This window comes from Paenibacillus sp. RC67, from assembly GCF_030020805.1.
In the GTDB taxonomy this organism is placed as follows: domain Bacteria; phylum Bacillota; class Bacilli; order Paenibacillales; family NBRC-103111; genus Paenibacillus_S.
In genome coordinates, this window is record NZ_CP125098.1 from 6,652,295 (window position 1) to 6,678,999 (window position 26,705).

Here is a 26,705-nt window from a genome sequence, read left to right on the forward strand (position 1 = left end):
GGACTATAATACTATAGGAAACAAATCAGAAAGCTGCTTAGGGGTTGAAGGAACTTGTTGGATATGGTTAAACAGTGGTTTTGGTATGACTGGATTATGCTTGCGCTCCGCCTTATGACGAGCGTTTCGCTCATCCTCACGACAATCAGTTTTCAGGAAGGTCTAACGCTGCCACTTTGGAGCGTTATTTTTTGGGAGATTGCCGCCTTCTCCATTCCGTGGGTTTGCTTGATGCTCAACTACAAATATTATTTGTTTACGGAAATACTCCTATATGGAGGACTATGCACATATTTAACCGCGCTGTTTCCAGAAGCATTCCCTTCATTTCTCTTATCCGCGTTTCTTATCGCGGCGAACAGCGCTCATCCATCCTATCGTTGGACAGCTCCGGCAACCGTCTTTATAATACCTGGTATTTTCTATGCCCTTGAGCCAAGCAATAGCTATTGGGTCATGGTCACCTACCACGGACTTGCTTATGTGATGGGATTCACATTTCATTTATTGATCGTCAATCATAGGCAAAATGAAACGATCCGCAAGCAAAATGCGGTGCTTGAGCAATATATGTCCCAAATCGAGCGCATTACACTGGCAGAAGAACGAAACAGGCTGTCTAGGGAACTCCACGATACGGTCGGTCATGCTTATACTTCCATTATCATGGGAATGGAAACACTGCGCTCCGAGCTTGCTACCGAAACCGGTAAACAGAGGCTGGATTCCTTGCTTGAGCTGGGCCGCAAAAGCATTGAGGATGTGAGAGACTACTTGCATCAAATGGAATCTCCGCAGCAGTCGCTTTCCTTAGTCGGGTCTCTGCAAAAGCTTGTGGAGGAATTTCGGGAACATGCCCGGGTCGATGTAAGCCTTCGGGTGTTCGGTGAGGAACACCAGCTGTCCCGTCAAGCGAAGATGGCGTTCATCCGCTGCTTGCAGGAGTCACTTACGAATGCGGTTCGTCACGGTCAGGCAACAGAAATTACCGTTTCTCTGCAATTCGAGCAGCCATATACGAGGCTGGAAGTACAGGATAACGGAAGAGGGATGGAAGAGTGGCGGGAGGGCTTCGGCATGAACGCGATGAAGGAACGAGCGATGAATTTGCAAGGACAAATCTCCGTCTATACGAAGCCAGGAGATGGGACGCTTGTCGTTTGCACTTTGCCGCGACAAACGGAGATGGCAGATGAGCTTATTCGTCTGTTGATCGTCGACGACCAGCCGTTGATTCGGGAAAGTCTGCGGACGCTGCTCGACAAGTACCAGGATTTGAATGTAGCCGATTTGGCCGAGAATGGTGAACAAGCCGTCGATCTGTGCGGACGCCATCAGCCCCACGTAGTGCTTATGGATTTGGATATGCCGCGCATGGGCGGAGCCGAGGCAACCAAAAGGATCAAGCAGCAATGGCCGCATATCCGCATATTGATTCTAACAACGTTTCAAGACACGGAGCAAGCGTTAGACTTGCTTCGTAATGGTGCAGACGGCTTCCTGCTTAAATCGGCCGAACCGCTCGAGCTGGCCGAAACGATTCGGCTTATTCACCGTGGAGGCACGTTAATCGGTCAGGGGATGTCCCATAAAATATTCGAGAAGCTCGATGAGAGCATTGAATCGCCGCAATCCAAAGCCGCAGCCAACTATGACCTAACGGACAGGGAAATAGAAATATTACAGCTTGTTGCCAAGGGGTTCCGATACAAGACGATAGCGTCCAAGCTGTATTTATCAGACGGCACGGTCAGAAACTACGCCTCCTCTGCCTATATCAAGCTAGGAGTACGCAACAAGGAAGAAGCCGTCCAGAAAGCACTGGAATTCGGGATCATCGTTAGCTAAATACGAAACTACAGTTTATGGAATTAAAATTCACGGCCGCTTCGCTATGAGAGCCGGCGGCTGTATTTTAACACTCGTAACTGCAAACTCATCTCTTCCATTTACGCCTCAACCAATAGGCATCCAAACCATACGCAATCGCAATACCAAAGACATACCTGACTAAATCAACTGTCAAAAATCCCTTCCCAAGCACTAATCCACCTATTACAGTATTCCTCAGTCCCACGATCCACTCCGCTTGATACAGCTGACTGAATTCAATAGCGAAGCTAAATGCGACACTACAGCCTACCGCCCAAGATAATTTTCTATGAATGCACCAAAATCGAAAACCAAAATAGACCATACTTGCCCACAGCATGTCCCCGGCATTGTTGGAGATGAACTCAGGCAGATCTGATAGCTTCCTTGAGCTTAAACCTAAAATAATAGTAACCATTACAGCTATGAAATATTTTATACGAGAACGCAAGGCCATCATCCTAGCTCTTTGTATTAAATATGGGTCTACATCCAGTCCCTATCTTATTTTCTAAAATAGATTGTCTCAAAAATAGTCCCCTTCAACAATAATAAGAGAATGATATGTTGCTAACGCTATTATTCTATGAACAAAAATTCATACAAATAATAACTGCAGAAAGCATTCAATACAATGAGTAGAGGAATGCCTATCACGAAACTCATATGTTTGGTCTTGTGTCTATACACCCTCATAGCGATCCATGATCCGAGTGCACCCCCAATTGCCGCAAGAGTGAATAGACGCTTCTCAGGAACCCGACGCCCTCTTCGTTTGGCTTGGGATTTATCGTGTCCCATCATCAAAAAACCAACCATATTTACGACAACCCAATAAGCAATAAAGATAAGCATTTCATGATCTACCTTTCAAAGTTTATTCCAGATAAATTAAACTATATGCATTATCACCATCTCATATATCCAACATATAATCAATAAAGCTAGCTTCCAGTCAACAAAAACGGCTCTCTCGCAATTGATGCGAAGAGAGCCTTATTCTTAATACTTTGATTCACCGTCGCTTCACCGGTCCATATTACATCTACAGTACAACCTAATTAGTATATCCGATATTCGTCAACGCCTGGGGTCCTAAACGTTCCTTGAGTTGGGTCAAGTATAGACTGGACGGCGTCACCTTAGTCCCGAAGGAATCGTAGACTCCTATAGGGTCGTTCGACGAAGATTTACTGCCTACGCATCCGATGCACCAATTCATCGTTCCAGGTGCCTGTGATACTAACAGCTTAGGTGCAGTCACATTCCAAGCTACGGACCATCCCATCGGCCAACCATGGCCGGAACCGGAAGTCCCTCTATTTTGGAAGGCTATGCCCAAGGCATCATTTCCCGGATTCATAAAGCTGCTGCTATCAACTAAGATCCCTGTAGTCCAGCGCTGATGCGGAGCGACTCCATTTTTCTCTGTAGAAGAAAAGTTCAACAAAACAATTGGACCCGTTCCTTGACTCTGAGTGACGAAAGACCAAGACCCTTTGCCTCCCGCTTGCAGATCATTGGTTTGAGATTTATTAAATAGGATTTGTGTGCCTATGCAGGTGAAATCCGCCGGGGCTGCTGCATCTGTAGAGGAAACAGTGTGATTGATAATAACGTTGTCTACCGTTAGCCGTTTGGATGTCTTGTCTATCGTAAAGTTGTTCACACCGTCTTGGATCACAAGATTACGCACCCAAGAATCGATAATGGCATTCATATAAACGGCTCTGTATGCTTCGACTCCAGGCGGAGCTTGAATTTTCATTTGTTCTAATCCTACCTGAGATATTCTTCCGGAAAACACATATTTGGAAACAGTTCCCACCACACTGCCAAGGTAATTGGAATCGAAGGAATCCGTTAAAGGAGCATCCAACGTAATTTTGTTACCATCAATAGATTTGATGATGCGATCCGTATTGAATTTACTCCCTTCGGCTAGCCAGGTTTGCGGCTTTCCATCACGTACAAGCGTATCCATTCCCATATAGTGAATCCACTCTTTTGTAGCTTTTCGAGTAACAAGAACAGTATCACCTACCTGGAACCCGGAAGCGTCACTAACGTTAAATGAATCTGTTCCCGATGGCACGAAAGAATCGGTCATGTTCACGCTACCCCTTAACGCGTAGGAGCCTGAACCAGAGAGGCTAAAGAGCAGGAATGGAGCTCCATTCATTAATATGACCGTTCCATTATTGCCAGAGCCGCTTCCTCGAACGACAATGCCACTTGCGTTAATGTTGATTTGCTTACTGCAGTTAAAGGTGCCTTGCCCTAGCAAGAGTGCCCCTCTGAATCCGTTAACAAGCGGCATAGCGGCGATCAAATCAATTTCATGCTGTATAGCGTCTGTATCATCCCCGCCGGATGGGGTCAGGGTTCTAATGGCAGGAACCTCGGGTATCGCCACGCCTCCTCCGCCATAACCTGCTGAAGAAAAGTCCATAATCCTATTGCCTAACGAATCTGTTTGGTACACTAACTTTCCGTCGTTTCCAACACTGACCCAGCTTGAGGACGCTGCCGAGGCTATGGGAAGCTTGACGGGCTGGGCCAGTACGAAGGTGCTCACAGTGGCTAACATCAATAATATTTTTAGTCTTTTCTTAGAAAACATTAGATTCCTCCTTTTAAATCTGCTTTTGATCCATTCATGAAAGCTGCTATCATCACTAATTGCCGCGCTTTCAATTACCATGTTTTCAAGCATCAGCCTCCTCCATTTTCTTTATAACTTCTAAAGTAAAACAAGAACTCAATCCATTTTATAGCATGGATGTATGAAGGACTATAGCGAAAATACATCATATTTTTACCATTATTCATCTTTTATTCCATTTATTGTGTTGTTGCACTTATAAGAAAAGCCCTTGAGATAATTCCTCAAAGGCTCCATTTCGTAACATTTACCGACTCAATCCTGGCCTAACAAAAAATTCCCTGACCCAGTACGAACATTCAAATTAGTCTCCCCTGACCCGAAAACGCCCTTCAGTTTGTGGTCATCTTTGCCGCGTTCCTTATTTGTCATACCATCCCAGTCGATTTCCCCGCTGCCTGACCCCCCATTAAATTGAACCATCAACGACTTAGGTTCCTTCTCCAGATAGACATTAACATCACCGCTCGAAGCTTGAAGATCCATATTTTGAACCAGATCCTTCACTTTAACTTGAATATTGCCTGATTTTGTTTCTCCTTTGATCGATGACTGCCCGTTAGACAGATTCACATTCCCACTCCCCGTTTGAAACATCAGATGCTCGGATATGAAATCCTTTGTCACAATATTTCCCGAATTCGCCTGTAATGTAATTTGCTTCGATTCAATTTCATTCACATTTACATCGCCACTGATTGCGGTAATTTCTACTGTCTTCCCTTTCAGTTCTTCCAAATCAACATTCCCGCTGCCGGTATGGACCTTCACCGTTTCCCATAAATTCTTCGGCAGTTCTACGGTTAGTTTCAGTTCCGAGAAGTTAATACCAAGCTGGAACCCATCCGGATTCTCGACTTTTAGTTTCAATGTGTCCGATTGAGGCTCTACTATTATTTGAACATGATCTGCAGTTTCCTTTTTGACATTTCCATCTAAACGAACTTCAATGTTCTCAGAATTTCCGCTTATGACGTTCACATCTGCGCTTCCCGTCTCAACAAGAAGGTTGCGAATATCAGCTGCCTTTACAGATCTCTCTATATGTACAGGCTTCGTATTCCACAAAAAAATATTTTTGGCAAATCCTCGCTCGTTCACAAATAATGCCAAAAGAATGACTACCCCTGCCACGATAAACAGTTTGCCTTTCGCTGTTCCTTGTTTCATTGTATATCTCTCCAATCGATCCTGAGTGATTTCTCTTACTCATTTTATTTGCATACTTAATTTACCATGAACGCTAGTATGCCACACTGGACCGACGAATTGATTCATCCCCCGCCTTAGGTCTAGATAAAAGGAACTTTGAGACAATAATTAGTGGAACAACCGCTTACGTAGAGATTGTAACTTTCGATAAATGGCTTCCTCTGTCATTCATTGTAGTTTCAAGGGCGCCAGTTTCATCACTTCAGTCGGCTAACGCTAAACCAGTTTTCACGAGTTGTTTCTTGTAAGGATATTATTATCCCCATTCCTTCTTTAATAAAGAAAAACAGCGCTGATCAACAAATTGCCCATGAAAAGAAGCATACCCTCGCAATACCCCATCCTCATGAAAACCGAATTTCTCCAATAGCTTTATAGATGGAACAGCGTCTAAGTTGGTAAATGCCTCGATTCGATATAAACCCATATCCTCGAACCCAAACGTAATGACTCGTCTCAATACTTCGGACATGTAACCTTGGCGCCAATGCATCTTCCGAAGATCGTACGCAATTTCTCCACGTGATCCGCGATGAATCTCCCATCCGTTGTATCCGCAAGTCCCAATCAAGGTGTTCGTATCTTTTTTAACTATTCCCCAACGAATGGCTATATTTTTATTAAACATGCTGTTCATGAAATGAATGAGTTCTTGAGCTTGTTCGATTCTATTGAAGGCCTCTTCTCCCATATCCTTGGTAACTTCACCATCCGAAAATAGTTCGTACACGGACTGTTCGTCTTCTTGTGTCATTTGACGCAAAATAAATCTTTCTGTTTCTAGTATCGGAAATGATTCGAATTTCATCTATTACCACTCCTCCTGCATACAATTGTGACCTTCTATTAAAAAGGCCACCGAACCTTCGGCAGCCTCCTTTCATACCAAGTCCTCAAGACTTTTTTACAGCTTCGTAAACGTAGGATTTACTCTTATTCGTCGGTTGCTTGCCGTAATCGAAATCAGCGGATATAACAACATCAGTAAAGCCGACACTTTCCAAAACGAGCCTGAACTCCTCAATACCATACCAGCGCAGAGCAAATCGCTGCAGTTCAGTCTGAAGCAGCTTCCCTTCACGCCATTTCTCGTATTTGAAATAAGAAATCGTGTATTGCTCGAACATATTCACTTCGACACGTTTGCTTTCCATTGTTATGGTATCGCCATTAGGAAAATGATACGTGGATGTTCCAACTTTCCCTTTTTCAAATTCAAGACTTTTCGGTAAAAAGATATCCAGCAAGAGACGTCCACCAGGCTCCAACTGGTCATATAGCCGCTTTAATGCTGCAATAGACTCATCGCGCTGCTCAATCAATAAAAACGAGCCACCGGGAATGATAATAGCCTCATATTTATCGGGCAAGGATAACTCTTGCAGCTTGGCTTCAAACAAATTGACTAGCAAGCCGCGTTCATCGCAGCGTTGTCGGCAGGAAGCCAACATTTCGGGAGACGAGTCGACTCCGTCAACTCGAAGTCCTGATTCAAGAAGTGGAATGATCACACGTCCGGAACCAGCCATGGCTTCAAGAATCTTCCCGTTGCAAGATTGCAATCGATCCCGATAATATTCCACATCTCCGCCAAATGAGTGGCCTATTTTCTTCGTTAGATCATAGACCTCCGTGCAAAGCTCGCCGTAATAACTAAATGACATAAACGTATTCCCTCCGTGTTTAGGATTGGGCACAGAAGGATTCCAACTCGAATGATTATCCCTTCCGTACCTCTTGATTCGTTGAATGGGTTAGGATTTTGATGGCTTTCATAGTAATCCCTCGCTTTTTTTGGACTTAACTCAACTATAAACAGCATGGTAAATACTAACAATAGGAGACTTTTTTTATGGCTAAACATTACTACTCTCTGTAACACAACAAGACCGCCGATCTGTATCGGCAGCCTGTCCAGTACTTAAATAGTCAAACCTATTGAACCGTGAGATCGAGGTCTGTCTCCGTTTTATTATTGAGAATATTATCTTCCAAAACAGCGAATTTATCCCCGTATTCTTTAATAATATGTCTTTCGCCCCAAGCACATAAGGAGTCTAATATCGCTTTTAAACTCCAGCCATATTCGCTTAGCTCATACTCCACCTTTGGCGGAACCTGATTATAAATAATCCGATTAACGATGTCGTCCTGCTCTAATTCTCTCAATTGCTGAGTCAGCATTTTTTGCGTAATCCCAGGCATAAGGCGCTTTAAATCACTTGTTCTTTTCTTCCCATGAGTTAAGTGACAAAGAATGACACACTTCCATTTACCCCCGATGACTTCCAGCGTCGCTTCTACTGAGATGTTGTATTTCTTCTTGACCACAGCTTATACCTCCCATTACGGTTATAGGCACTTTTTAGTACCTATAGTACTTAAGAGTGCGTACTTCCCAAACCTATTCTAATAATTCATAATAGCACTTACCGGCCGGTGATGACCATACTGTAGGAGTGGTACAAATGACATTAGATAAAAGGGGAAGTACTCTAGCATTACTAGCGTTAGCCATAAGCGCCTTTGCGATAGGCACAACAGAGTTTATCAGTGTAGGGCTGCTGCCCCTTATCGCACAGGATTTACAAATATCCATTACCACAGCGGGTTTAACCGTTACTTTATATGCATTAGGGGTCACTTTCGGAGCCCCCATCCTAACCTCTCTAACCTCAAGCATCTCACGCAAAACGCTGCTGCTGTGGATCATGATTATTTTCATCACAGGTAATATTCTTGCAGCTTCAGCAAGCGGGATTGGGGTACTGCTGGTGGCACGCGTTATTTCTGCGTTTTCACACGGTGTATTCATGTCCATTGGTTCCACTATTGCAGCCGATCTTGTGCCTGAGAACCGACGGGCCAGCGCTATCTCGATGATGTTTTCAGGACTTACCGTAGCCACGGTTACTGGAGTTCCTCTGGGTACATTAATCGGGCAGCAATTAGGCTGGCGCGCTGCTTTCATTGCTATCGCTGTGGTTGGCGTAGTTGCATTGATAGCGAATATGATTTTGGTTCCTTCCGGGCTGCGAAAAGGTATTAAAACACCGCTTGGAGAGCAGCTTAAAGTTGTTACGAATGGACGATTGCTTCTGGCTTTTGCCATTACTGCACTAGGATACGGGGGCACCTTTGTCGTCTTTACCTATTTATCCCCGTTGCTTCATGATATAACCGGATTTCAGGAAAAAACAGTGGCACTTCTCCTTCTCATCTACGGAATAGCCATTGCCATCGGTAATGTCATTGGAGGCAAAGCAGCTAATCGCAAGCCTATCAACGCATTATTTTATATGTTTGCTTTGCAGTTCGTGATTCTTGTCGTTTTAACGTTCACCGCTCCTTATAAAGTGGCTGGTTTGTTGACCATCTTTCTCATGGGGCTATTGGCTTTCATGAACGTACCGGGGCTGCAAGTTTATGTGGTTATGCTGGCAGAACGATTTACCCCCAAAGCGATTGATGTGGCTTCAGCGCTTAATATTGCCGCTTTTAACGCGGGCATTGCAATAGGTGCCTATTTAGGAGGGATTGTAGTCAGCTCCATCGGGCTCATCCATACCCCTTGGGTGGGGGCTGTCATGGTTCTCCTAGCCGTCATTTTGACTGGCTGGAGTCGCGCCTTAGAAAAGAAGGATACAGCACGGCTTAAAGTGGAGAATGCTGCTTAAGTATAGACTATCTCACCAGGAAGACTTTTATTTTAAAAACAGTTACAGGAGGCATTTTAAAAAATGAACAATCATTTACAAGACACGGCAACACTAAACAACGGTATAAAAATGCCATGGCTCGGACTCGGCGTATTTAAAGTAGAGGAAGGATTAGAGCTCGTACAAGCTGTAAAATCAGCCGTGAAGCATGGTTATCGCAGTATCGATACAGCGGCAATTTACGAGAATGAGAAAAGTGTAGGACAAGGTATTCACGAAGCCATTGTGGAGAATGATATCAAGAGAGAAGACCTCTTCGTAACTTCAAAGGTTTGGAATGCTGATCTCGGCTACGAATCAACGCTTGCTGCCTATGAAACCAGCTTAAATAAACTGGGCTTGGATTATCTCGATCTGTATCTTATCCATTGGCCGGTGAAGGGCAAATATAAAGAGGCCTGGAGGGCATTGGAAACTTTATATAAAGCCGGACGCGTGAAGGCCATTGGGGTGAGCAACTTCCATATTGATCATCTCGAGGACTTAATGAAGGATGCGGAGGTAAAGCCAGCTGTGAACCAGGTTGAATTTCACCCTCGTTTAACACAGCAACCATTGCGCGATTTTTGCAGGGAGCAAGGCATTCAATTTGAAGCTTGGTCCCCATTAATGCAAGGCCAATTGTTGGATAACCCTGTCTTGCAGGAGCTCGCTGCTAAGTATGGCAAATCGGTTGCTCAAATCATTTTGCGCTGGGATTTGCAGCATGGAGTCATTACCATTCCCAAATCCACTAAAGAGAATCGCATTATCGAGAATGCAGACTTATTCGACTTCGAGCTAACCAAAGAAGATGTGACTCAGATAGATCAATTGAATCAAAACCTTCGAGTCGGTCCAGACCCTGACAATTTCGATTTTTAATACAGCATTAAACACGACTATAACCTTCAGACTGGTGTACTCGAATTAAAAGGCAGCGGTAGTTGGACAAGATAACAATGTCCAAGACTACCGCTGCCTTTTTTTCAGCAAAAGATTCCAGTTATTCCGGGAAAACCGGCCGAGTACCTATGACTACCGTAGCATCCAGTTCATCGCAACTGGCCACCTGCGCGATCAACCCGCTGTCAACGAAGATCTGGGCGGTTTGAAGCATTTGACGCTCGCTGGTCTCAACCAACAGGTAGCCTCCGGGTGCCAACCAGAGCGGCGCAGCGGCTGCCACTCGGCGCTGAACGTCAAGACCATCCTCTCCCCCGTCGAGCGCCACTTGCGCTTCATGGATTCGCGCTTCCGAAGGGAGCATTTCAATACCACCAGTTGGTACATAAGGCGCATTGGCTATAAGGACGTTGACGCGGCCACGAAGTGTAACGGGCAGCGGATCATAGAGGTCACCCTCGTATACTTGGCCACCGGCAGCAGCAACGTTGCGAGAGGCACATCGCACCGCAGCGGGGTCGATGTCAGCAGCATATAACTCAATCCGTTCCAGAGCGGCAGCCAACGCCGCACCCAATGCTCCCGATCCGCAGCACAGGTCCACCACGATATCCTCCGGCCTTGCTAGAGCTGCCGCCTGACTGACAAGAAACTCGGATCGTTTGCGCGGGACGAAGACTTTTGGGTCCATCTCTATTCGTAATCCACAGAACTCTGCCCAACCAATAACATGCTCGAGGGGCAAGCCAGCGGCTCGCCGCTCCACCCATTCGGCAAGCTCAGCTGTTGTCCGCGCCGCTGTTAGGAGTAATCGAGCCTCCTCTTCAGCGAACACACAACCGGCAGCCCGAAGCCTATTGACAACCTTGGCATATTTGGAATGACCATGAGAGTTACCATTCTCAATAATCCTGCAACATCTCCTTAAAATGAACTGATATCATTCATCTTATCGTCATCGGAGATTGCCTGACAGGTACAATTTCGTTATAAGTAATTATCCCGCTTTTAAGCTCTATTGCTCCTTAAGCGCAGCGTCCCACTCGTTAAGAACTTGCTTTACACGCTCAGTTGCATCGATACTGAACAGTTCGGTCATTGCTTCCGTAATGTATTGAGGCTCTACCCCCGGCTCCTGTGCCAGCAGATCAAACCAATGGACGGTCCGATATCGCCAATAGTGGACTTCATCGGACGTTACGTAGGGGTCCAAGGCGTAGGACGGTGATTGAATCAATTTGCTCCAGACCTCATTTTTCCACTGCTTATGCTTATAATACGAAAAATCAATCTGATCCGTATCTTTGTAGTACGCTTTTCGCATCTGCTCAGGTTCCAAGAGGTCATTTTGGGCTTTCTCTTTGAACCTGAAGTATACATTTTGCAACCATAAATAATCCGTGAGCAAATGAGCAAAGTACCCTCTAACAAACCATTTCATGTCTTCGTCGGTAGCTTTTTTATTGATGTAATGTGTGTAGAGCCTCTGGGCGAATATCATTTGATTGGGCTCAGACTCGATATTCAGATGAGTTCTCTTCTTGTCTTCCCTGCTCGCATTCTTTCTCATATGAATCGCATCCGGTGCAATGCTGCCCAAAATAAATGGAGCAGGTATGTCTTCTCTACCAAAATAGTTCACAGCAACTTGAAAATGTATCATAGGGAGCGGCATTTTTTGGGGGTCACCTCGTCTTCTTATATCTCTCCTCAAACATACCATTTATTAGTATAAATGGGCACTAATATCAGAATGATAATCAGCTGATGAGCTTTATAATTAATACAAAAAAGCCATCCCTTCACTTCATAAAAGTGGTTTGAGACGGCTCCGAGACATGGTTAGGCCATTCGTTTTATGATTATCATGAAGATTTTCATTAACGATTTTGCATCGCTACCTTTAATCCCAGCCCGATGTAAATCGCTCCGATCATTTTACCTCCCCAACGTCCAAGCCACGAAACTTTGCTCACAAGCCGCCCCAGCTGACGAACACTAAGCGCGATACCGATCGTGTATAAGGTTCCTAATACAACAAAGATAAGTCCAAAAATCAGAAACTGAATAACGGAAGTTCCCCGCTCCGGATGAACAAATTGAGGCAAAAAAGCCAAAAAGAATAACGCTGTCTTAGGATTTAAAAGCTCTGTTACAATTGCTTGCCCGAACGACAATAAAGGTGATAAAGCCTGCACTTTGGGCAGCTGTGGGTTGGAAGGCTTTTCTATCAAGGCTCGTACGCCCAAATAAATCAAATAAGCGGCTCCGGCGTATTTCACAAATTGAAAAGCAAAAGCCGAAGTCATCAGGATCGCAGACAATCCAATTGCTGCAAATAGTGTATGGATCAAATCGCCTGTTGCAATGCCCAGAGCAGCCATAATGCCTGCCTTCTGGCCTCCTTGAACCGTTCGAGTAGCGGTAAGTAAAACGGCAGGACCCGGTATAAGAAACAAGCCGATTATGACCACTAAAAATGCTCCCAGTGTCGCCAAGTCAATCATCATAAATCTCCTTTATTCCGATGTTTATCATTAACGAACATTCGTAAGGAGATTGTACTTATTGGCCTATATCTTGTCAATTTGTTATGGTGTCGCAGCGCTCTGCTAAACTTATGAAGAAGCGCCCAATGAAACGACTAAACCGTCATACGCGACTTGCATGCCATGCGGCTCGAATATATCCATGAGATCTTCATGCAGCAAGCCTGCATTATGCGAAAAGTGCGTAACGACAACCGGCGCGCCGGCTTTCAGAACGCTATTGTCATCCATCCAAGCTTTGGCTTCCATAACCGCGTCCACATTCATATGATTATGGCGATGCGGGCTGCGGCCTGTTGTGCATTCGAGGATGGCTAAATCCAGCTTTTTATCCTTAAGCCAAGCCCAAGTCTGTTCAGGGAACCAACCGCTATCATTGCCGTAGAGGATTGTTTTGCCGTCTTTTTCTATGTAATACAACAGGCAGGTTTCCTGTTTATCGTGAGCGGCTAACAGGGGTACGATAGTCGCTGTTTGCGTCTGCAACGGTTCGAAAGGAAGCACCCGATGGAATTGATATTTGTGGTTGTACCCGTTAAGTGTCTGAGAACAAAGTCGCAAAGGAATATCGTGACCATAGACATGCAGAGGACTGTCCCCATACTGCGCAAAGCCTTCTGCCCGAATGGTCATATCGTCTGCGTACAAGTGATCGGAATGCGAATGGGTGATCAGCAAATCTTGCACTTGGCTCATATCGATGCCATATCGGTGCGAATGATATAACGTATCCGGTGGAAAATCGACCTTCAGCACGTTATCGATGATGACGGATGTCCGTGAGCGAATATTTCGACCACCGCGTTTACGAGCCTGCTTGCAGGTTGAGCATTGGCAGAAGAGAGACGGAATGCCTTCAAAGGCAGCCGTTCCCAGGAAATGTACCTTCATTGGGTATATCCTCCTTAGTAACTATTGTCTATCATCATCATCATGATAGAAAAGGAATTTTTTTTCAATCCCGCTTTTACTATTCCCGCCTAAAGACGATTAGCTAGGTCTTTTTAAAATATGCTATTATGAAGCGTAAGGGATATAGGATTAAGGGGGCACCCAGTTCATGAGTAAAGGTACAGCCCTGTTAAGGCAGCAAAATGAAAAACGGACCTTGGCGCTCCTACGCGCAGGAAAGCATAGTTCGAGACAAGAGATTGCTACAGCCTTGGGTTTAAGTAAAAATACCATTTCGTTAATTGTAGATAAATTCATTAAAGATGGAGTCATTAAAGAAGTCGGCATTCATGAACAAGGGGGTGTGGGCAGACCTCGAATTCAGCTTCGCTTACAAACGGAAGCGTATAAAAGTATCGGGATCTTGATCCAGCACTCGTACTTCCAATACGTTGTCACGGATTATTGCTCGACCCTTCTGGACAAGGGTAGCATCCCCATGGAGGCGGATGATCCTGAACAGTATATCGAAAAGCTTATTGACTTGTGTAACACCTTAATAGAGCGGCACCCGGAGGTGCTTGGCGTGGGCATCGCCGTCCCGGCTCTTGTCGATCCGATTGAAGGAGTTGTTCACTTCTCCTCCCATTTGAGCTGGAGAAACGTTCGCTTGAAAGAGCAAATGGACGCCAAGCTGCCGGTCCAAACCAAGGTGCTCAACCTCGTGAAGGCCGCTGCCATCGCACCCTCTTCAGGAATACCGATGGAACACGCCTCCAACTCCTTTTATTTACGTATCGATGAAGGGATTGGCGGAGCCCATATTATGGACAGCCAAATATACAGTGGAGCCAGTTGGACAGCGGGAGAAGCAGGGCATCTGTGCGTGGAGCCGGACGGACCTCTCTGCAGCTGCGGCCAAAAGGGCTGCCTGGAGGCATTGGTCAGCATTCCAGCGATCCTTAAGCAAATCCAGAAGCTGGAGCCCGCAATAAAAGACGACAATGATCTTCAGCGGTTTTTAGTTAGCCAAGAAACATTGCCTCCTTCTTTCTATGAGATTATGCAGCGATCAGGCCGGTATGTTGGTATGGCTGTCTCGCAAATCATTTTACTGCTGAACCCGGGATATATCGTCATTGACAGTCCATTTGAGAAGCTGGATACGTTCAAGCAGTCGGTACTGTCCACTGTAGAAAACCGGGCATTAAAGTTCCCAACCGAAAAGACCAATATATTGTTCATCAAAAGCCACTATGCCTCCAGTATCGGGGCAGCTTTCGCTGTTATTCTTGATTTCGAAAAAGAATAGCAGCTTTTTTTTGAAAATAAATGAAAGTGACGAAATTGTGAAAATACGATTGACACGCGAAATGTAAGCGTGTTAATTTAGTATTAACAATTAGTCCTAGACTAGGATTAATTGATCCGAAATACATCACATTATAGGGGTGAGCTCCATTATGTCAATGTTGGACTGGATCGTGTTAGGATTGTTTTTCCTGCTCATGGTGGGCATCGGGGTTTGGTCTTTCCGCCAGATCAGTGGTACCCAGGACTTTTTTGCAGCAGGCGGTAAAATGCCTTGGTGGCTGTCGGGTATTTCTCATCACATGTCCGGTTACAGTGCTGCGGTGTTTGTAGCTTATGCGGGAGTAGCTTATACCTACGGCTTTACGCTTTATATTTGGTGGGCCGTTCCGGTATCCATTGCCGTATTTGTAGGCGCTGCCATTATCGCACCGAGGTGGGCTCGTCTGCGTCAACGCCTGAACATCGAATCCCCCATGGAGTATCTTTCCACAAGATACAATGTGCCTACACAGCAGCTGATGGCTTGGAGCGGTGTGCTGCTCAAGCTGTTCGATGTCGGTGCCAAATGGGCAGCCATTGCGGTTATCCTTAATGTATTTGCAGGGGTGCCTTTGGCTGTAGGAATCTTCTTGTCCGGTGCCATCTCCCTGGTATACTCAGCTATTGGCGGCTTATGGGCAGATGCGTGGACAGACTTCGCCCAGTTTATCGTTCAATTGATCGCAGGGATTGCGATGTTTGTCATCGTGGTTATGAAATTAGGTGGTATTGGATCCATTACTGGCATTTGGGACCAACTGCCTCCCTCCCACAGTCAACCTCTCGTCGGCCCATACACGATGGGATTTGTGCTTGCTTATATCCTAATCGATTTTCTCAGCTACAACGGCGGCACATGGAACCTGGCGCAGCGTTACATCGCTTCCCCCAACGGTTCTGAAGCACGCAAGGCCGCTATTCTCTCAGGCGCTTTATATCTAATCTGGCCGCTCATTCTGTTTTTCCCTATGTGGGCCGCGCCTCTCTTTTACCAGAATTTAAAAGATCCTACCCAGTCTTACTCTATGATGACGATGGATTTGCTGCCGCACGGCTTGATCGGATTGGTGCTGGCATCCATGTTCGCTCATACGATGGCTATGACCACTTCAGACGCCAATGCGATTACAGCGGTTATTACACGCGATATCCTACCCGTAATGTCCAAAAAATATCGTACGCTCAGTGAGAAGGCAGCCCTTCGCGTTGCCCGCGTAGCCATGATTACCTTCGTCGTACTTACCTTAATTATTGCAGTATACTCCAGCTCATTCGGCGGTATATTGAGCCTGCTTATCGTATGGTTTGGCGCTTTGGTTGGTCCTATCTCCATTCCGATGCTTCTAGGCCTGCTTCCCGCCTTCAAGCGCAGTGATTCGAAAGCGGCCATTGTCTCATGGGCTGCCGGGCTTGTCACGTTCGTTATTGTCAAATATGTTCTTACTGTCAGCACAGCCACACTCGTTGCCTCACCTGTCCTTGTATCCGCTATCCTCTTCATCGGTATGGGCTGGCTGAACCGAAATGCACCGGTCTCACCTAAAGTAGAGGAGCTGTTACAGTCCATCAGTACCGATGTGAATGAATCGAATCCTCAGGAGCATGGAATTAAAGCTTAGAACGAACGAGACCATTGGAGCAGGATTATCTAAAGAACCGAAGCTGTCCTGCTCTTGGTAACATCGGGAGGGATTTGAAATGAACAGCATGAATGAAACATGGAATGCACGCTCGTTGCAGCTATTTTATAAACGCCATCTGCTGGATGACTTACTTCCTTTCTGGAGCAAAGCGGTAGATCAGCGCCACGGCGGCATGTACACCTGCTTTACGAATGCGGGCGATGAGCTTATAAGTACAGACAAGTACACCTGGTCACAAGGAAGATACATCTGGATATGGTCTCGAATCGCACGATTAATCGAACAAGGTATACTTCCAGGCGACGCCTCTGCCTTTAAGCAGGAAGCCGAGCATGCTGTAGACTTTCTGGGGCGTCACGTTTATTTGGATAACGGGAACTGTGCATTCTTGTTGACGGAAGATGGGTCCAAGAAAGAGAGTATTCCTGGAGAAGGCTACGATACGAGCTTTTATGCAGATTGTTTCGTTGTGCTTGGGTTCTCCGAATTTGCCCGCGTTAGCGGACGGGCAGAAATCGCCGAGGAAGCACTTGCATTGTATGATCGCATTCGGATTCGCTGCAGCAGCGGGGGAATCCGAAGTGAGCCCTATCCGATACCGGCGGGGCTGAAATCCCATTCCGTCACTATGATTCAATTGAATATTTCAGAACAGCTGATGGAAACCTTGAAGGACTTCCAGCATCCTGCATATGAGAGGCTGGAGCGCGATTGTTTGGCCTTCGCAGAGCAAATCATGACGGAGTTCCGAATGCCAGATCACCGGATTGCCGAGCTTCTTCCTACCGAAGGAGAGGCACCCCCAACGATTCTATGCCGACACGTCAATCCGGGACATACGCTGGAGTGCATGTGGTTCGTCATCCATGCGGCGGCCCGCCTTCAACGGAAGGATCTTGTCGCGCAGACGCTGCCTGTCATCCAAAAAGCATTCGAGCTGGGCTGGGATCAGGAAAAAGGCGGATTGCTTCGCTTCGTCGATCAAGATGGCGGGCAGCCGAAGGGACAGCAGACAGGCGATCCCTACGAAGCGTTAATTTTGGATACATGGGATTCGAAGCTGTGGTGGCCTCATTCGGAAGCATTGTACTCTTCTTTATTAGCCTATGAGTTGTCCGATGACAATAGCTTCAAGGAACTCTACTTACAAATGCATGACTATGTCTTCCAGACCTTCCCACAACCGGATCGGAGAATCGGGGAATGGATTCAGATTCGCGACCGAGATGGAAATCCGATGGAAAAAGTAGTGGCGCTGCCCGTTAAGGACCCTTTCCATATTATTCGAAATGTGCTGCTCATCATCGAGCTGTATTCTTCTAAAGCTTCAGACTAACAAGGAGGTGGGCCCGATGAAGTCGCCGTTAAAGCTTGGCAGCGCCAAAGTCGATATCACACCGACAAAACCTGTGCCACTAGCAGGCTTTGCCCATCGAACTGGACCGTTCGAGCTTATCGCCCACCCGCTATACGTGAGGATTCATTGTTTGGAGCAATCGGATGGATCGGGTTCCAAAACGACTGTTCTCTTGGTTTCAGCAGATTTGATCTGGTGGGGAACCGATCTGGTTAAGAAGCTGACACCTCAGTTAAAGAAACGTTACGGATTTCAGACCGTGTTACTACATGCGACTCATACCCATTCCGGACCTCAAACCAGTGACTGCTTCACGGACGCTCTCGGCAAGTCGGACCCTGACTATTTGGAGGAGTTGGAGCACAGGCTGTTGCAAGGCATTGAGCAGTCGCTCCAAACTATGGAACCCGTCACAATGGAACGTGGTGTTGGGCAATGCCTGATCGGTGTGAACCGAAGAAAAGAAATCGACGGACACATTGAAATGGCCCCGAACGTAAAGGGACCTGTCGACCCGGAAGTAACCGTGATCCGATTTCACTCGTTAAGCGGCTGGACCAAAGGGCTGTTTGTTCACTATACCTGCCATCCAACAACGACAGGTGATAACGAAATTTCGTCCGAGTACTGTGGCGTGGCATTGGATCGAATCGAGCAATCCTTGGGGAGTAATGTTGTCGGCGCCTTTTTACAAGGCTGCTGTGGGGATATTCGTCCCGAGCTTGTCAACGACGATGAATTTTATAGAGGACACCGCATGGAAGTGGAGCGCTTCGGGAGCTGGTTAAGCGAAGAGGTGCTGCGCATCAACAGCATGCCAATGGATGAGCTCCCTTCTGCTGATTTACAAAGCAAGACACTGGTGGTGCCGCTGCCTTTTCAATCGGTTCCATCCCTTAACGAGCTCAAAGAGCAAGCCGATCAGACAGACATTTACGGTGAGTGGGCTCGCCTGCTGCTTCATCAGCCGGAGCGGCTGCAAGAGAGCATTCCTTTGGAAATTACGCGGCTGGATTTGGCGGAGGAACTGTCATTGGTCGCCTTCAATGCGGAAATGGTAGTCGATTACGGTTTTCTTGTAAAGAAGGCTTCGCAAGGGAAAGTTCTCCCCTTGGGCTATACCAATGGAATGATCGGGTATGTGCCGACAGTCACTCAGCTGGTTCAAGGCGGTTACGAGTCTCAGGGCTCCGTCCCTTACTTTGCTCTTCCGTCACCCTTTGCCTCTCAAGTTGAAAGCATCATTTGCAGTGCCCTATCTCAAGTTATAGGAAAGGAAGAAAATATAAGATGAGTGAAACCATACAACCCCTACAAACAAAAACCGTCGACCGGTTGCAAGTCAATATATACGAAAATAGAACACAGCTTGGAACCGCAGCCGCAAGCCATGTAGCTAATAAAATGAAGGAGCTTCTGGATAGTAAAGAGCATATCCGGATGGTTTTTGCTGCAGCTCCGTCTCAGAATGAATTTCTACAAGCCTTGAAAGGCACGGAAGGCATCGACTGGTCTAGAGTTACCGTATTTCATATGGACGAATATATCGGACTTGCCCCGGAAGCGACGCAGCGATTCGGAACATTCTTATGTGAGCGGCTGTTTGACGCAGTGAACCCGGGAGAAGTTCATTTGATCAATAGCGCGGGCGATATAGATGAGGAATGTCGGCGATATGCCGATCTGCTTGGAAAAGCTCCCATCGATATCGTTTGCTTAGGCATTGGGGAGAATGGCCATATCGCCTTCAACGACCCTCCAGTCGCAGATTTCAACGATCCATCGCTGGTGAAGAGCGTTGAGCTTGATCTGCCATGCAGACAGCAGCAGGTCAATGACGGCTGTTTTGGCAGCCTGCAGGACGTTCCAACCCATGCTCTCACGCTGACCATTCCTGCCCTTGTCTCGGGCGCGCATTTATATTGTATGGTTCCAGGCAAAACCAAAACCGCAGCTATTCATCGAACGCTGAACGGTTCCATTTCAACGGAATGTCCTTCCACTATTCTCCGCCAGCATTCGGACTGTACGCTATACTTGGACACAGACGCTTATGATGGAGACATCGGTTAGGAGATGAATGACATGTTGGGAAACGTAACGACGGTGGAAGGAATTCATTATAGGACAAAGGAACCCGTTACGATTCACATCGAACACGGCCTTATCAAGGATATTCAATCGATAGCTCCGGATAAAAATAAAGCTTCACTGCCCTGGATTGCTCCCGGGCTAGTGGATTTGCAGATTAACGGGTACTTCGGTTCCGATTTCAACACCATCCCTATCGCCAATGGATCCGTGGAGCGCGCAACACGCGAGCTATGGAAGGAAGGCGTAACCTCCTATTACCCTACGGTCATTACCAACGGAGATGCGGAGATTGAACAGGCCATGAAATCCATTGCTGCTGCCTGCGCAGGGGACCCTATATCCCATAGCGGGGTTGCTGGGATCCATCTGGAGGGCCCTTTCATTTCCCCTGAAGAAGGTCCCCGTGGCGCACATGACGGGAGCTTTACCAAAGCTCCGAGCTGGTCTTTATTTCAGCGGTGGCAGGAGGCGGCACAAGGCCGAATCAAAATCATTACCCTGTCACCCGAATGGCCGGGGTCGATCGAATTCATCGAGCGCTGTGTGGATCAGGGCGTGACCGTATCGATCGGGCATACTTCCGCCTCGGCGGAGCAAATTGACGCAGCGGGCAAGGCCGGTGCGCGAATGTCCACTCACCTTGGCAACGGGGCTCACCTGATGCTCCCCCGCCATCCCAACTATATATGGGAGCAGTTGAGCCAGGATGGGCTGACGGCTTGTATCATCGCCGACGGCTTTCACCTGCCCGAATCCGTATTGAAGGTCATATTGCGGACCAAAGGAGAGCGGGCCTTGCTCGTCAGTGATGCTGTATACTTGAGCGGCATGGCACCAGGAATTTACGATAATCATATCGGGGGCAGAGTCGTTCTGACGCCGGAAGGGCGTCTTCATCTCGCAGATAATCCCGGACTTCTCGCTGGCTCGGTACAGCTGCTCCCATGGGGAATTTCCCATCTCATGAAAAGCGGTATGGCCGCGTTGGAGGAAGCTTGGGATATGGCATCCGTCCGCCCCTCTGCTTTTATGCAATTGCCTTCGCAGCACGGGCTTGCTGTCGGTTCGCCGGCAGACCTGGCTTTGTTCGAACTGAGGAACCAAAGTGTAGCCGTAGTTCAAACTTATAAGCAGGGCCAGCGGGTCTTTACTTCGAATGCATCGACCAAGGAGGAGAACGCATGAGCACACCAATAATGACCCAATACCTTCATAAAATTATTCAGCATCTGGAGCTGCTTCATCAGGAAGAACAAGCTTCCATTGCCCAAGCGGCTCGCATGATGGCAGAGCACATCAAACAAGATAACATTGTGTATGCTTATGGACCGGGAGGACATTCGAATCTTGGTTCACAGGAGATATTTTTCCGGGCCGGCGGGCTAATGCACATCAGTGCCATTCTGGATGAAGGCACGCTGCTTAGCGGAGGAGCGCTAAGATCTATGGCCGTCGAGCGCACACCCGGCTATGCCAACATCGTGATGGACGATTACGGGTTGAAGCAAGGGGATTTATTAATCATCATTAATTCCTATGGGATTAACTCGGCGACCATTGATTCGGCCTTGGAGGCCAAGGCGCGCGGCGTCCACACCATCGGAGTCACTTCTGTCCGACATGCGCTTGCCACACCTGAGAACCATGTGGCCCGTCATCCTTCTAAGCACAACTTGCATGATTTGGTCGATATCGTACTCGATACGAAAATCGACGTAGGTGATGCCATAGTCGAGATTGAGGGTCTAGATCAGCGAGTGGCTGCTATGTCCACCTTCGCCAATGCGTTTCTTTTAAATTCACTTGTTTCCGAAACGATTGACCTGCTGGTCAAGGACGGCATTCAACCGCCCATTTGGATGAGCGGCAACGCAAGCGGCGGGGATGAATCCAATGAGCGGTTCATTCAGCAGTTCAAAGGCAGGATTAAGAAGCTGTAGTTACTAGCACCAAAGCTTCTTATGGCACTATGAGGAAAAAGCAGCGGCTGCAGGTACTACCTACCTCCTCCGCTGCTTATTGATTTTTGAAACCTGACGTTTGATTGTAGAGCGTGTCTCCACCTTCCATACCGTGTAACATCATCCTTCAATAAATCGCAATGCTCTTTGGGAATGGCTCTCAGCGAGATTTTTGGCAAATGACTGATCCGGAAAGCCTCTATGAAGCAGCTTCAAACCACCTGAGGTTAAAGATAGATGATGATGGAATTGATAGAAAACCATCCTGTTAGGATCGAGAGTATCCTGCATCAGATATCTATAATAATCCCCAAACCGAAATTTTAAGAAGCTGTGTTCATGCTCAATATCAAAAAATGCTGCTCCTTCGATATCTATCAGGTAAGGTTCTAGATCGTCACTAACCATTACGTGGTCAGGACCTAGCTCCCCATGTATAAATCCATAGCGCTGTCTAGGTTCAATTCTTGCCTCAAGCTTATACAAAGTATCAAGCAGTTTGCTTTCATTAGCCCTAATGCTATCGATATAACGAGAAGCATAGGACAGCTGCAGCTTAGCGTTCTCTAGTTTCAACAGATGACAAGCCTCTTTGTGGATGACATCTTGATTCAGCTTCCCGTAAGTAGTTCTTACATCCGTATGCATAGCCTCCAGCATGTCTCCCAACCGCTGAAACACTTTATTTTGAACACCTCTATCGGAATGCTGGAAGTAGGCTTCTGCCTTTTGTCCATCTATATATTCAACGAATGCAAAGTCAAAGGGATACGGATTCTTTTCCTTATTCAGATACCAAAGATGAGGGGTCTTAATCCCATGCTGTATGAAATACTTGTTATTTATTTCAAATAAGTCACTGCCGTAGGACTGCTCCGTCCTATTTTCATTGTTCTTTTCTTCCTCAAAATAATTCTTGGTAAGATCCCACACATACAGAACGAAAGAAAATCCGTTAGTGCAATCGATCTTGTAAACGACCTTCTGTGCGCCCCCATGCATTCTGGATACATCTGCAACCAAATAACTGATACCAAAGACATTCTTCATGTACTCTTGTAAATCTATTTTATTGAGGTGACAAATAAATTCCAATGAGCAGCACTCCATTCCTTGTTTTTGCCGGCAATCTAAATGTAAATAAAATCCAGCGGAAAGTATAGACTGTTTCTTTCTGTTTTGATATGATGTTGAATAAGGTCTTGGAAAAAATAGACATACAAAAAACCTTCGGAGTTCAATCCAAAGGTTTTTTTCGCTGTTCGATAAGAGGTCGGGCGCATTAATTAGATCAAATCGCACTACGCTTGCTTAGGTATAACCCGATTAAATAGCAGATTAACCAATATAACGAGGCATGCTCCAATGAGCGTAGCCATTACGCGGTCTATAAGAACTTTAAATTCGATAGTTTGGCCCGCACCCATAAGTAAAAAAATTAGCGGGGTCATGGTCGCTGAATATAGGAGATAATTTCTAACCTTCAACAGCGGTCTCAATGCCGCGAGTAGCCCAATTATGACGATTACCACCCAGACGGGAAGCGTAAATAAAAAAATGGAGCTTACAACGATCACTCCGATAACCGTTCCTAGTACTCTCTGTATAGTTTTTATCGGGATGGGGTCTATTTTCCGTTCGATTAAGATCGCCACGGTCAATACGATCCAATAAAAATGATGATTGGGCCATAACCATCGTAGCCCCTCAGCTGCACACAAACATAACCCCAGTCTAAGCGTATACTGCCAGCCGGATAGCTGTGTAAGCGACCTTTTCCAACGTTTGAATTTTTGCAATGCGGACGGTGTCAAAGTCTCAGTCGGTGAAGCGTCGTTGCGGCGTTTCCAGCTTAAAAACCTATCTAGTACAAAGCTAAGAATAGTTCGCCAAATTGCACCCGCAAGGATGAATAAAAGAAGCTCTGCAGCATGCGGCGCAGCACTGAACACATTAATGGCGATGGTCAAAAACAGGATGAACCGCGTTGTAGAGACGATGAGCTCACGGCTGTACCCGCCAATCATAGCCGCAAGAATCGCCAGCAGGATTACACCAGTATCCGATAGCCAGCCATGGTCAATCAAGAGAAAAGCCAAAACGGAAGCCAAGACAGCCGGCAGTAGCGCGAAAGCCCACTCTTTTGTCAGATTTCGAAGGTTCGAGCCCCCCTTCACTCCGCCTACTGCCAGGCTACCAAGCGATGCCACCAAACCAAGCTGGAGATAGCCCATTGCTGCAAAGAGGACTACAGGACCGGCCATGCCTATACAAGAGGAAATGATTTCGGCAAGATCCACCTCGGCCTCTTTAGACCAATGAAGTGCTTGGGTCAAATGCTTTTTGCTATCCACCTGGTGCAGATCTCCTTCCATGGTGAATGATTTCTTCAACGTGCTTTAATATTAAATGGTTCGCTTAAAGTTTCAAAATTCCTTGTACATCGTTCAACTGCTTCTAAGCAAAAAAGACTGCCGATCCATTGACTCGGCAGCCTTACTTAATTTCGAACTGTATTTTTTTGTTATGGAAATAAGTTAGCCCCAGTGTCGGTATGCGAGGATAAATGATAGGAGTGAGGCAAGAGAAGCTACCGTGCGCACATGATTCCAGGCCGTCCAGCTGGCCGTGTATCGAGTCCATAAATCAGCACCTTGAGCACTGCTTGGATCTACGGCAGCAAGCGCATCGTTCAGCGGAACGTTGAACACCATTGTCACCAGAAAGGAGCCTATGAGATAGAGCAAGCTGCCTGCAAGCAGATAGCTTGCTCCGGCTTCGCCCCACCTGAGGAAGGAGACGATAGTTAGGACGACAGACGCTAGGGCCGTTCCGGCAAAGACCAACCCAAACAAAGGATTGAGTATTGTGATATTGATCGACTGCATGGCCGCAATTCCTTGTGATGCAGGAATTCGAGTTAAGGCGGTCATCACGAAGGTGGAGAAGGCGAAGAATAATCCGGCTATCAATCCGGAACCAAGAGCTGAGAAAAGGGTCAAGCCATTTAGCAAGCGTTCCATCTTCTTGAACCTCCCCAAACGCCGGTAGCGGCAGCATCTCGAGCGTAGTCGGCAAACCCCCGTGGCTCTCGGCCTAGGGCGCGTTGAACGCCGTCTGTCAGGTGGGAGTTGCGACCGTCCAAGACCTTGGTGAACAAATCGGTCAGCAGCTCCATGAATTCAGCCGGTATATCCTCTTGAGCCAGCATAGAGATGAACTGATCTGCTGAAACTTCTACGTAACGGACTTGCCTGCCGCTCGCTTTTGCAATTTCTACAGTCGCTTCCGCAAAGGTCAGTGCACGCGGACCAGTTAACTCGTAAAGCTGGCCGACGTGTCCGTCCTCGGTCAAAGCTGCTGCTGCGACATCTGCGATATCCTCCGCATCAATAAACGGCTCCGCCACGTCAGCAGCCGGAAGAGCGACCGTGCCGCTGAGCACGGACTCAAGCAGGAAGCTCTCGCTGAAATTTTGGCAGAACCAGCTGGCCCGCAGGATCGTCCAGTCTGCACCAGAGTTCCGTAATGCCTGCTCACTCCGTTGAGCCTCTTCTTCACCTCGGCCGGATAACAGAACCAGTCTCTTGATCCCATTTTTAACCGCCAGCTCGGCGAAAGCACCAATTGCTGCTGCGGCACCAGGTAGTGCCAGATCAGGGTAATAGGTTATATACACCGCTCCCACGTCCCGTAGGGACGATTCCCAGGTGGATTGCTTCTCCCAATCAAATGCCGGTTCGCCCGAACGCGAACCGATTCGTATCGGCAGGCCGCGTGCCGTCAGCCGCTCTGCCACACGACGACCGGTCTTGCCTGTGCCGCCAAGAATCAAAATCGGCTTCATATCCTCGACAGCTACCTTTTTAACTCCATCATTGTTCATATGATCTCTCCTTTAGATAATGTATTGTATTCGCATTGCTTTTTAATTATTATTGTTTGCGCAAGCAACTATTAACCTAAATAAAGAATGAGCCCTCATTCCATATTTTCTAATTGATCACTCACTTTATAAAGATGAAGTGACAGTTCATCCCCTTCCTGTTCTCCCAATAATTCGGCGTACCGTTTACGAAGGTTGTTCCAGCACTCGTTGATACTTTCTTCCAAAGCCTTACCTTTTTCCGTGGAAAAAATAAGCGATAATCTCCCTTCCACACGATTGGTGATCAATCCCTTGATGATAAGCTTCTCAATAAGTCGGGTCACTGTTGACGGTTGCAGATGGAGAATTTCACCTAACTCTTTCTGCGAAATCCCTTCCTTTTCAAAAACAGCCATCAATAAAAAGGCAGATGTGGGTGATAAACCGCTAGCAGCAAACTCATCTTCTGCCATTTTGGTAATGACTCGACCTAGTCGGTTGGCGGTAAAGTACAGGCATTCTTTTAAATAGGTCTCCAGCATGGTTCTTACCTCGTTTTCAAAAATAATTGCTTGCGCATACAAATATAATATATTTTCAAAATAATGTAAAGTCCAATTTTAATCAATATCATTA

26 protein-coding genes are annotated in these 26,705 nt (G+C 46.7%); 10 read left to right on the forward strand and 16 right to left on the reverse strand.

Annotated elements, in window-relative coordinates:
* The first annotated feature begins 54 nt into the window (after positions 1 to 54).
* A complete protein-coding gene (locus tag QMA13_RS30140) occupies positions 55 to 1,848 on the forward strand; it encodes a helix-turn-helix transcriptional regulator (protein WP_282937336.1) in 1,794 nt (597 codons plus the stop codon).
* 88 nt (positions 1,849 to 1,936) lie between these two features.
* Here the strand turns inward: QMA13_RS30140 and QMA13_RS30145 are convergent, their stop codons facing one another.
* From QMA13_RS30145 to QMA13_RS30175, 7 genes are all read right to left on the reverse strand, one after another.
* Positions 1,937 to 2,323, reverse strand: a complete 387-nt coding sequence (locus tag QMA13_RS30145; protein ID WP_282937337.1) for a ribosomal maturation YjgA family protein — start codon at positions 2,321 to 2,323, stop codon at positions 1,937 to 1,939.
* Between the two features lie 128 nt (positions 2,324 to 2,451).
* Positions 2,452 to 2,727 carry a DUF1294 domain-containing protein gene (locus QMA13_RS30150; RefSeq protein ID WP_282937338.1) on the reverse strand — a complete coding sequence of 92 codons (276 nt, stop codon included), beginning with the start codon at positions 2,725 to 2,727 and terminating at the stop codon, positions 2,452 to 2,454.
* Between the two features lie 202 nt (positions 2,728 to 2,929).
* Complete coding sequence (locus tag QMA13_RS30155) at positions 2,930 to 4,495, reverse strand: hypothetical protein (protein ID WP_282937339.1); 1,566 nt, start codon at positions 4,493 to 4,495, stop codon at positions 2,930 to 2,932.
* Between the two features lie 297 nt (positions 4,496 to 4,792).
* A complete protein-coding gene (locus QMA13_RS30160) occupies positions 4,793 to 5,707 on the reverse strand; it encodes a DUF4097 family beta strand repeat-containing protein (protein ID WP_282937340.1) in 915 nt (304 codons plus the stop codon).
* Between the two features lie 298 nt (positions 5,708 to 6,005).
* Positions 6,006 to 6,557 carry a GNAT family N-acetyltransferase gene (locus QMA13_RS30165; RefSeq protein ID WP_282937341.1) on the reverse strand — a complete coding sequence of 184 codons (552 nt, stop codon included), beginning with the start codon at positions 6,555 to 6,557 and terminating at the stop codon, positions 6,006 to 6,008.
* 85 nt (positions 6,558 to 6,642) lie between these two features.
* Positions 6,643 to 7,413, reverse strand: coding sequence for a class I SAM-dependent methyltransferase (locus QMA13_RS30170; RefSeq protein WP_282937342.1), 771 nt, complete (start codon positions 7,411 to 7,413; stop codon positions 6,643 to 6,645).
* 271 nt (positions 7,414 to 7,684) lie between these two features.
* A complete protein-coding gene (locus QMA13_RS30175; protein WP_282937343.1) occupies positions 7,685 to 8,080 on the reverse strand; it encodes a winged helix-turn-helix transcriptional regulator in 396 nt (131 codons plus the stop codon).
* 137 nt (positions 8,081 to 8,217) lie between these two features.
* Between QMA13_RS30175 and QMA13_RS30180 the strand changes: the two genes are divergently transcribed.
* Together QMA13_RS30180 and QMA13_RS30185 are read left to right on the forward strand one after the other, a co-directional pair.
* Entirely contained in the window at positions 8,218 to 9,426 is a 1,209-nt protein-coding gene (locus tag QMA13_RS30180; protein WP_282937344.1) for an MFS transporter, read from the forward strand.
* 63 nt (positions 9,427 to 9,489) lie between these two features.
* Positions 9,490 to 10,332 (forward strand): aldo/keto reductase, encoded by an 843-nt coding sequence (locus tag QMA13_RS30185; RefSeq protein ID WP_282937345.1) that lies wholly within the window; start codon positions 9,490 to 9,492, stop codon positions 10,330 to 10,332.
* Between the two features lie 121 nt (positions 10,333 to 10,453).
* On the opposite strand, the gene QMA13_RS30190 is transcribed toward QMA13_RS30185, so the two are convergent.
* From QMA13_RS30190 to QMA13_RS30205, 4 genes are all read right to left on the reverse strand, one after another.
* Complete coding sequence (locus QMA13_RS30190) at positions 10,454 to 11,260, reverse strand: putative protein N(5)-glutamine methyltransferase (RefSeq protein ID WP_282943642.1); 807 nt, start codon at positions 11,258 to 11,260, stop codon at positions 10,454 to 10,456.
* Between the two features lie 108 nt (positions 11,261 to 11,368).
* Positions 11,369 to 12,016, reverse strand: coding sequence for a hypothetical protein (locus QMA13_RS30195; protein WP_282937346.1), 648 nt, complete (start codon positions 12,014 to 12,016; stop codon positions 11,369 to 11,371).
* 217 nt (positions 12,017 to 12,233) lie between these two features.
* Complete coding sequence (locus tag QMA13_RS30200) at positions 12,234 to 12,860, reverse strand: LysE family translocator (protein WP_282943643.1); 627 nt, start codon at positions 12,858 to 12,860, stop codon at positions 12,234 to 12,236.
* 111 nt (positions 12,861 to 12,971) lie between these two features.
* Positions 12,972 to 13,793 (reverse strand): MBL fold metallo-hydrolase, encoded by an 822-nt coding sequence (locus QMA13_RS30205; protein ID WP_282937347.1) that lies wholly within the window; start codon positions 13,791 to 13,793, stop codon positions 12,972 to 12,974.
* Positions 13,794 to 13,962: 169 nt separating this feature from the next.
* Between QMA13_RS30205 and QMA13_RS30210 the strand changes: the two genes are divergently transcribed.
* From QMA13_RS30210 to QMA13_RS30240, 7 genes are all read left to right on the forward strand, one after another.
* A complete protein-coding gene (locus QMA13_RS30210; protein WP_282937348.1) occupies positions 13,963 to 15,105 on the forward strand; it encodes an ROK family transcriptional regulator in 1,143 nt (380 codons plus the stop codon).
* Positions 15,106 to 15,256: 151 nt separating this feature from the next.
* Positions 15,257 to 16,765, forward strand: a complete 1,509-nt coding sequence (locus tag QMA13_RS30215; protein WP_282937349.1) for a sodium:solute symporter family protein — start codon at positions 15,257 to 15,259, stop codon at positions 16,763 to 16,765.
* A gap of 79 nt (positions 16,766 to 16,844) precedes the next feature.
* Positions 16,845 to 18,125, forward strand: a complete 1,281-nt coding sequence (locus QMA13_RS30220) for an AGE family epimerase/isomerase (RefSeq protein ID WP_282937350.1) — start codon at positions 16,845 to 16,847, stop codon at positions 18,123 to 18,125.
* 16 nt (positions 18,126 to 18,141) lie between these two features.
* The gene (locus QMA13_RS30225; protein ID WP_282937351.1) at positions 18,142 to 19,440 is read left to right on the forward strand and encodes a neutral/alkaline non-lysosomal ceramidase N-terminal domain-containing protein; all 1,299 of its coding nucleotides are present in this window, start codon (positions 18,142 to 18,144) and stop codon (positions 19,438 to 19,440) included.
* A complete protein-coding gene (locus QMA13_RS30230) occupies positions 19,437 to 20,219 on the forward strand; it encodes a glucosamine-6-phosphate deaminase (protein ID WP_282937352.1) in 783 nt (260 codons plus the stop codon). Before QMA13_RS30225 ends, QMA13_RS30230 begins: the two co-directional genes overlap by 4 nt.
* A 12-nt stretch (positions 20,220 to 20,231) precedes the next feature.
* A complete protein-coding gene (locus QMA13_RS30235; protein WP_282937353.1) occupies positions 20,232 to 21,425 on the forward strand; it encodes an N-acetylglucosamine-6-phosphate deacetylase in 1,194 nt (397 codons plus the stop codon).
* Positions 21,422 to 22,180 carry an SIS domain-containing protein gene (locus tag QMA13_RS30240; protein WP_282937354.1) on the forward strand — a complete coding sequence of 253 codons (759 nt, stop codon included), beginning with the start codon at positions 21,422 to 21,424 and terminating at the stop codon, positions 22,178 to 22,180. Before QMA13_RS30235 ends, QMA13_RS30240 begins: the two co-directional genes overlap by 4 nt.
* Positions 22,181 to 22,321: 141 nt before the next feature.
* On the opposite strand, the gene QMA13_RS30245 is transcribed toward QMA13_RS30240, so the two are convergent.
* The 5 genes from QMA13_RS30245 to QMA13_RS30265 form a co-directional block, all read right to left on the reverse strand.
* Positions 22,322 to 23,251: a phosphotransferase gene (locus QMA13_RS30245; protein WP_282937355.1), complete on the reverse strand. Its 930-nt coding sequence runs from the start codon at positions 23,249 to 23,251 to the stop codon at positions 22,322 to 22,324.
* A 251-nt stretch (positions 23,252 to 23,502) separates the two neighbouring features.
* Complete coding sequence (locus QMA13_RS30250; protein WP_282937356.1) at positions 23,503 to 24,555, reverse strand: FUSC family protein; 1,053 nt, start codon at positions 24,553 to 24,555, stop codon at positions 23,503 to 23,505.
* A 183-nt stretch (positions 24,556 to 24,738) separates the two neighbouring features.
* Complete coding sequence (locus tag QMA13_RS30255; RefSeq protein ID WP_282943644.1) at positions 24,739 to 25,224, reverse strand: anthrone oxygenase family protein; 486 nt, start codon at positions 25,222 to 25,224, stop codon at positions 24,739 to 24,741.
* The gene (locus QMA13_RS30260) at positions 25,209 to 26,087 is read right to left on the reverse strand and encodes an NAD(P)H-binding protein (protein ID WP_282937357.1); all 879 of its coding nucleotides are present in this window, start codon (positions 26,085 to 26,087) and stop codon (positions 25,209 to 25,211) included. The genes QMA13_RS30255 and QMA13_RS30260 overlap by 16 nt, the downstream gene beginning before the upstream one ends.
* Positions 26,088 to 26,182: 95 nt before the next feature.
* Positions 26,183 to 26,611, reverse strand: a complete 429-nt coding sequence (locus tag QMA13_RS30265; RefSeq protein WP_282937358.1) for a MarR family winged helix-turn-helix transcriptional regulator — start codon at positions 26,609 to 26,611, stop codon at positions 26,183 to 26,185.
* Between the last annotated feature and the right edge of the window lie 94 nt (positions 26,612 to 26,705).

Coding starts and splice junctions, on each gene's coding strand:
- QMA13_RS30150 (WP_282937338.1), bottom strand. CDS start 2,727: ATGCTTATCTTTATTGCTTATTGGGTTGTCGTAAATATGGTTGGTTTT.
- QMA13_RS30155 (WP_282937339.1), bottom strand. CDS start 4,495: ATGTTTTCTAAGAAAAGACTAAAAATATTATTGATGTTAGCCACTGTG.
- QMA13_RS30160 (WP_282937340.1), bottom strand. CDS start 5,707: ATGAAACAAGGAACAGCGAAAGGCAAACTGTTTATCGTGGCAGGGGTA.
- QMA13_RS30165 (WP_282937341.1), bottom strand. CDS start 6,557: ATGAAATTCGAATCATTTCCGATACTAGAAACAGAAAGATTTATTTTG.
- QMA13_RS30170 (WP_282937342.1), bottom strand. CDS start 7,413: ATGTCATTTAGTTATTACGGCGAGCTTTGCACGGAGGTCTATGATCTA.
- QMA13_RS30180 (WP_282937344.1), top strand. CDS start 8,218: ATGACATTAGATAAAAGGGGAAGTACTCTAGCATTACTAGCGTTAGCC.
- QMA13_RS30185 (WP_282937345.1), top strand. CDS start 9,490: ATGAACAATCATTTACAAGACACGGCAACACTAAACAACGGTATAAAA.
- QMA13_RS30195 (WP_282937346.1), bottom strand. CDS start 12,016: ATGATACATTTTCAAGTTGCTGTGAACTATTTTGGTAGAGAAGACATA.
- QMA13_RS30200 (WP_282943643.1), bottom strand. CDS start 12,860: ATGATTGACTTGGCGACACTGGGAGCATTTTTAGTGGTCATAATCGGC.
- QMA13_RS30205 (WP_282937347.1), bottom strand. CDS start 13,793: ATGAAGGTACATTTCCTGGGAACGGCTGCCTTTGAAGGCATTCCGTCT.
- QMA13_RS30210 (WP_282937348.1), top strand. CDS start 13,963: ATGAGTAAAGGTACAGCCCTGTTAAGGCAGCAAAATGAAAAACGGACC.
- QMA13_RS30215 (WP_282937349.1), top strand. CDS start 15,257: ATGTCAATGTTGGACTGGATCGTGTTAGGATTGTTTTTCCTGCTCATG.
- QMA13_RS30220 (WP_282937350.1), top strand. CDS start 16,845: ATGAACAGCATGAATGAAACATGGAATGCACGCTCGTTGCAGCTATTT.
- QMA13_RS30225 (WP_282937351.1), top strand. CDS start 18,142: ATGAAGTCGCCGTTAAAGCTTGGCAGCGCCAAAGTCGATATCACACCG.
- QMA13_RS30230 (WP_282937352.1), top strand. CDS start 19,437: ATGAGTGAAACCATACAACCCCTACAAACAAAAACCGTCGACCGGTTG.
- QMA13_RS30235 (WP_282937353.1), top strand. CDS start 20,232: ATGTTGGGAAACGTAACGACGGTGGAAGGAATTCATTATAGGACAAAG.
- QMA13_RS30240 (WP_282937354.1), top strand. CDS start 21,422: ATGAGCACACCAATAATGACCCAATACCTTCATAAAATTATTCAGCAT.
- QMA13_RS30245 (WP_282937355.1), bottom strand. CDS start 23,251: ATGAAGAATGTCTTTGGTATCAGTTATTTGGTTGCAGATGTATCCAGA.
- QMA13_RS30255 (WP_282943644.1), bottom strand. CDS start 25,224: ATGGAACGCTTGCTAAATGGCTTGACCCTTTTCTCAGCTCTTGGTTCC.
- QMA13_RS30260 (WP_282937357.1), bottom strand. CDS start 26,087: ATGAACAATGATGGAGTTAAAAAGGTAGCTGTCGAGGATATGAAGCCG.
- QMA13_RS30265 (WP_282937358.1), bottom strand. CDS start 26,611: ATGCTGGAGACCTATTTAAAAGAATGCCTGTACTTTACCGCCAACCGA.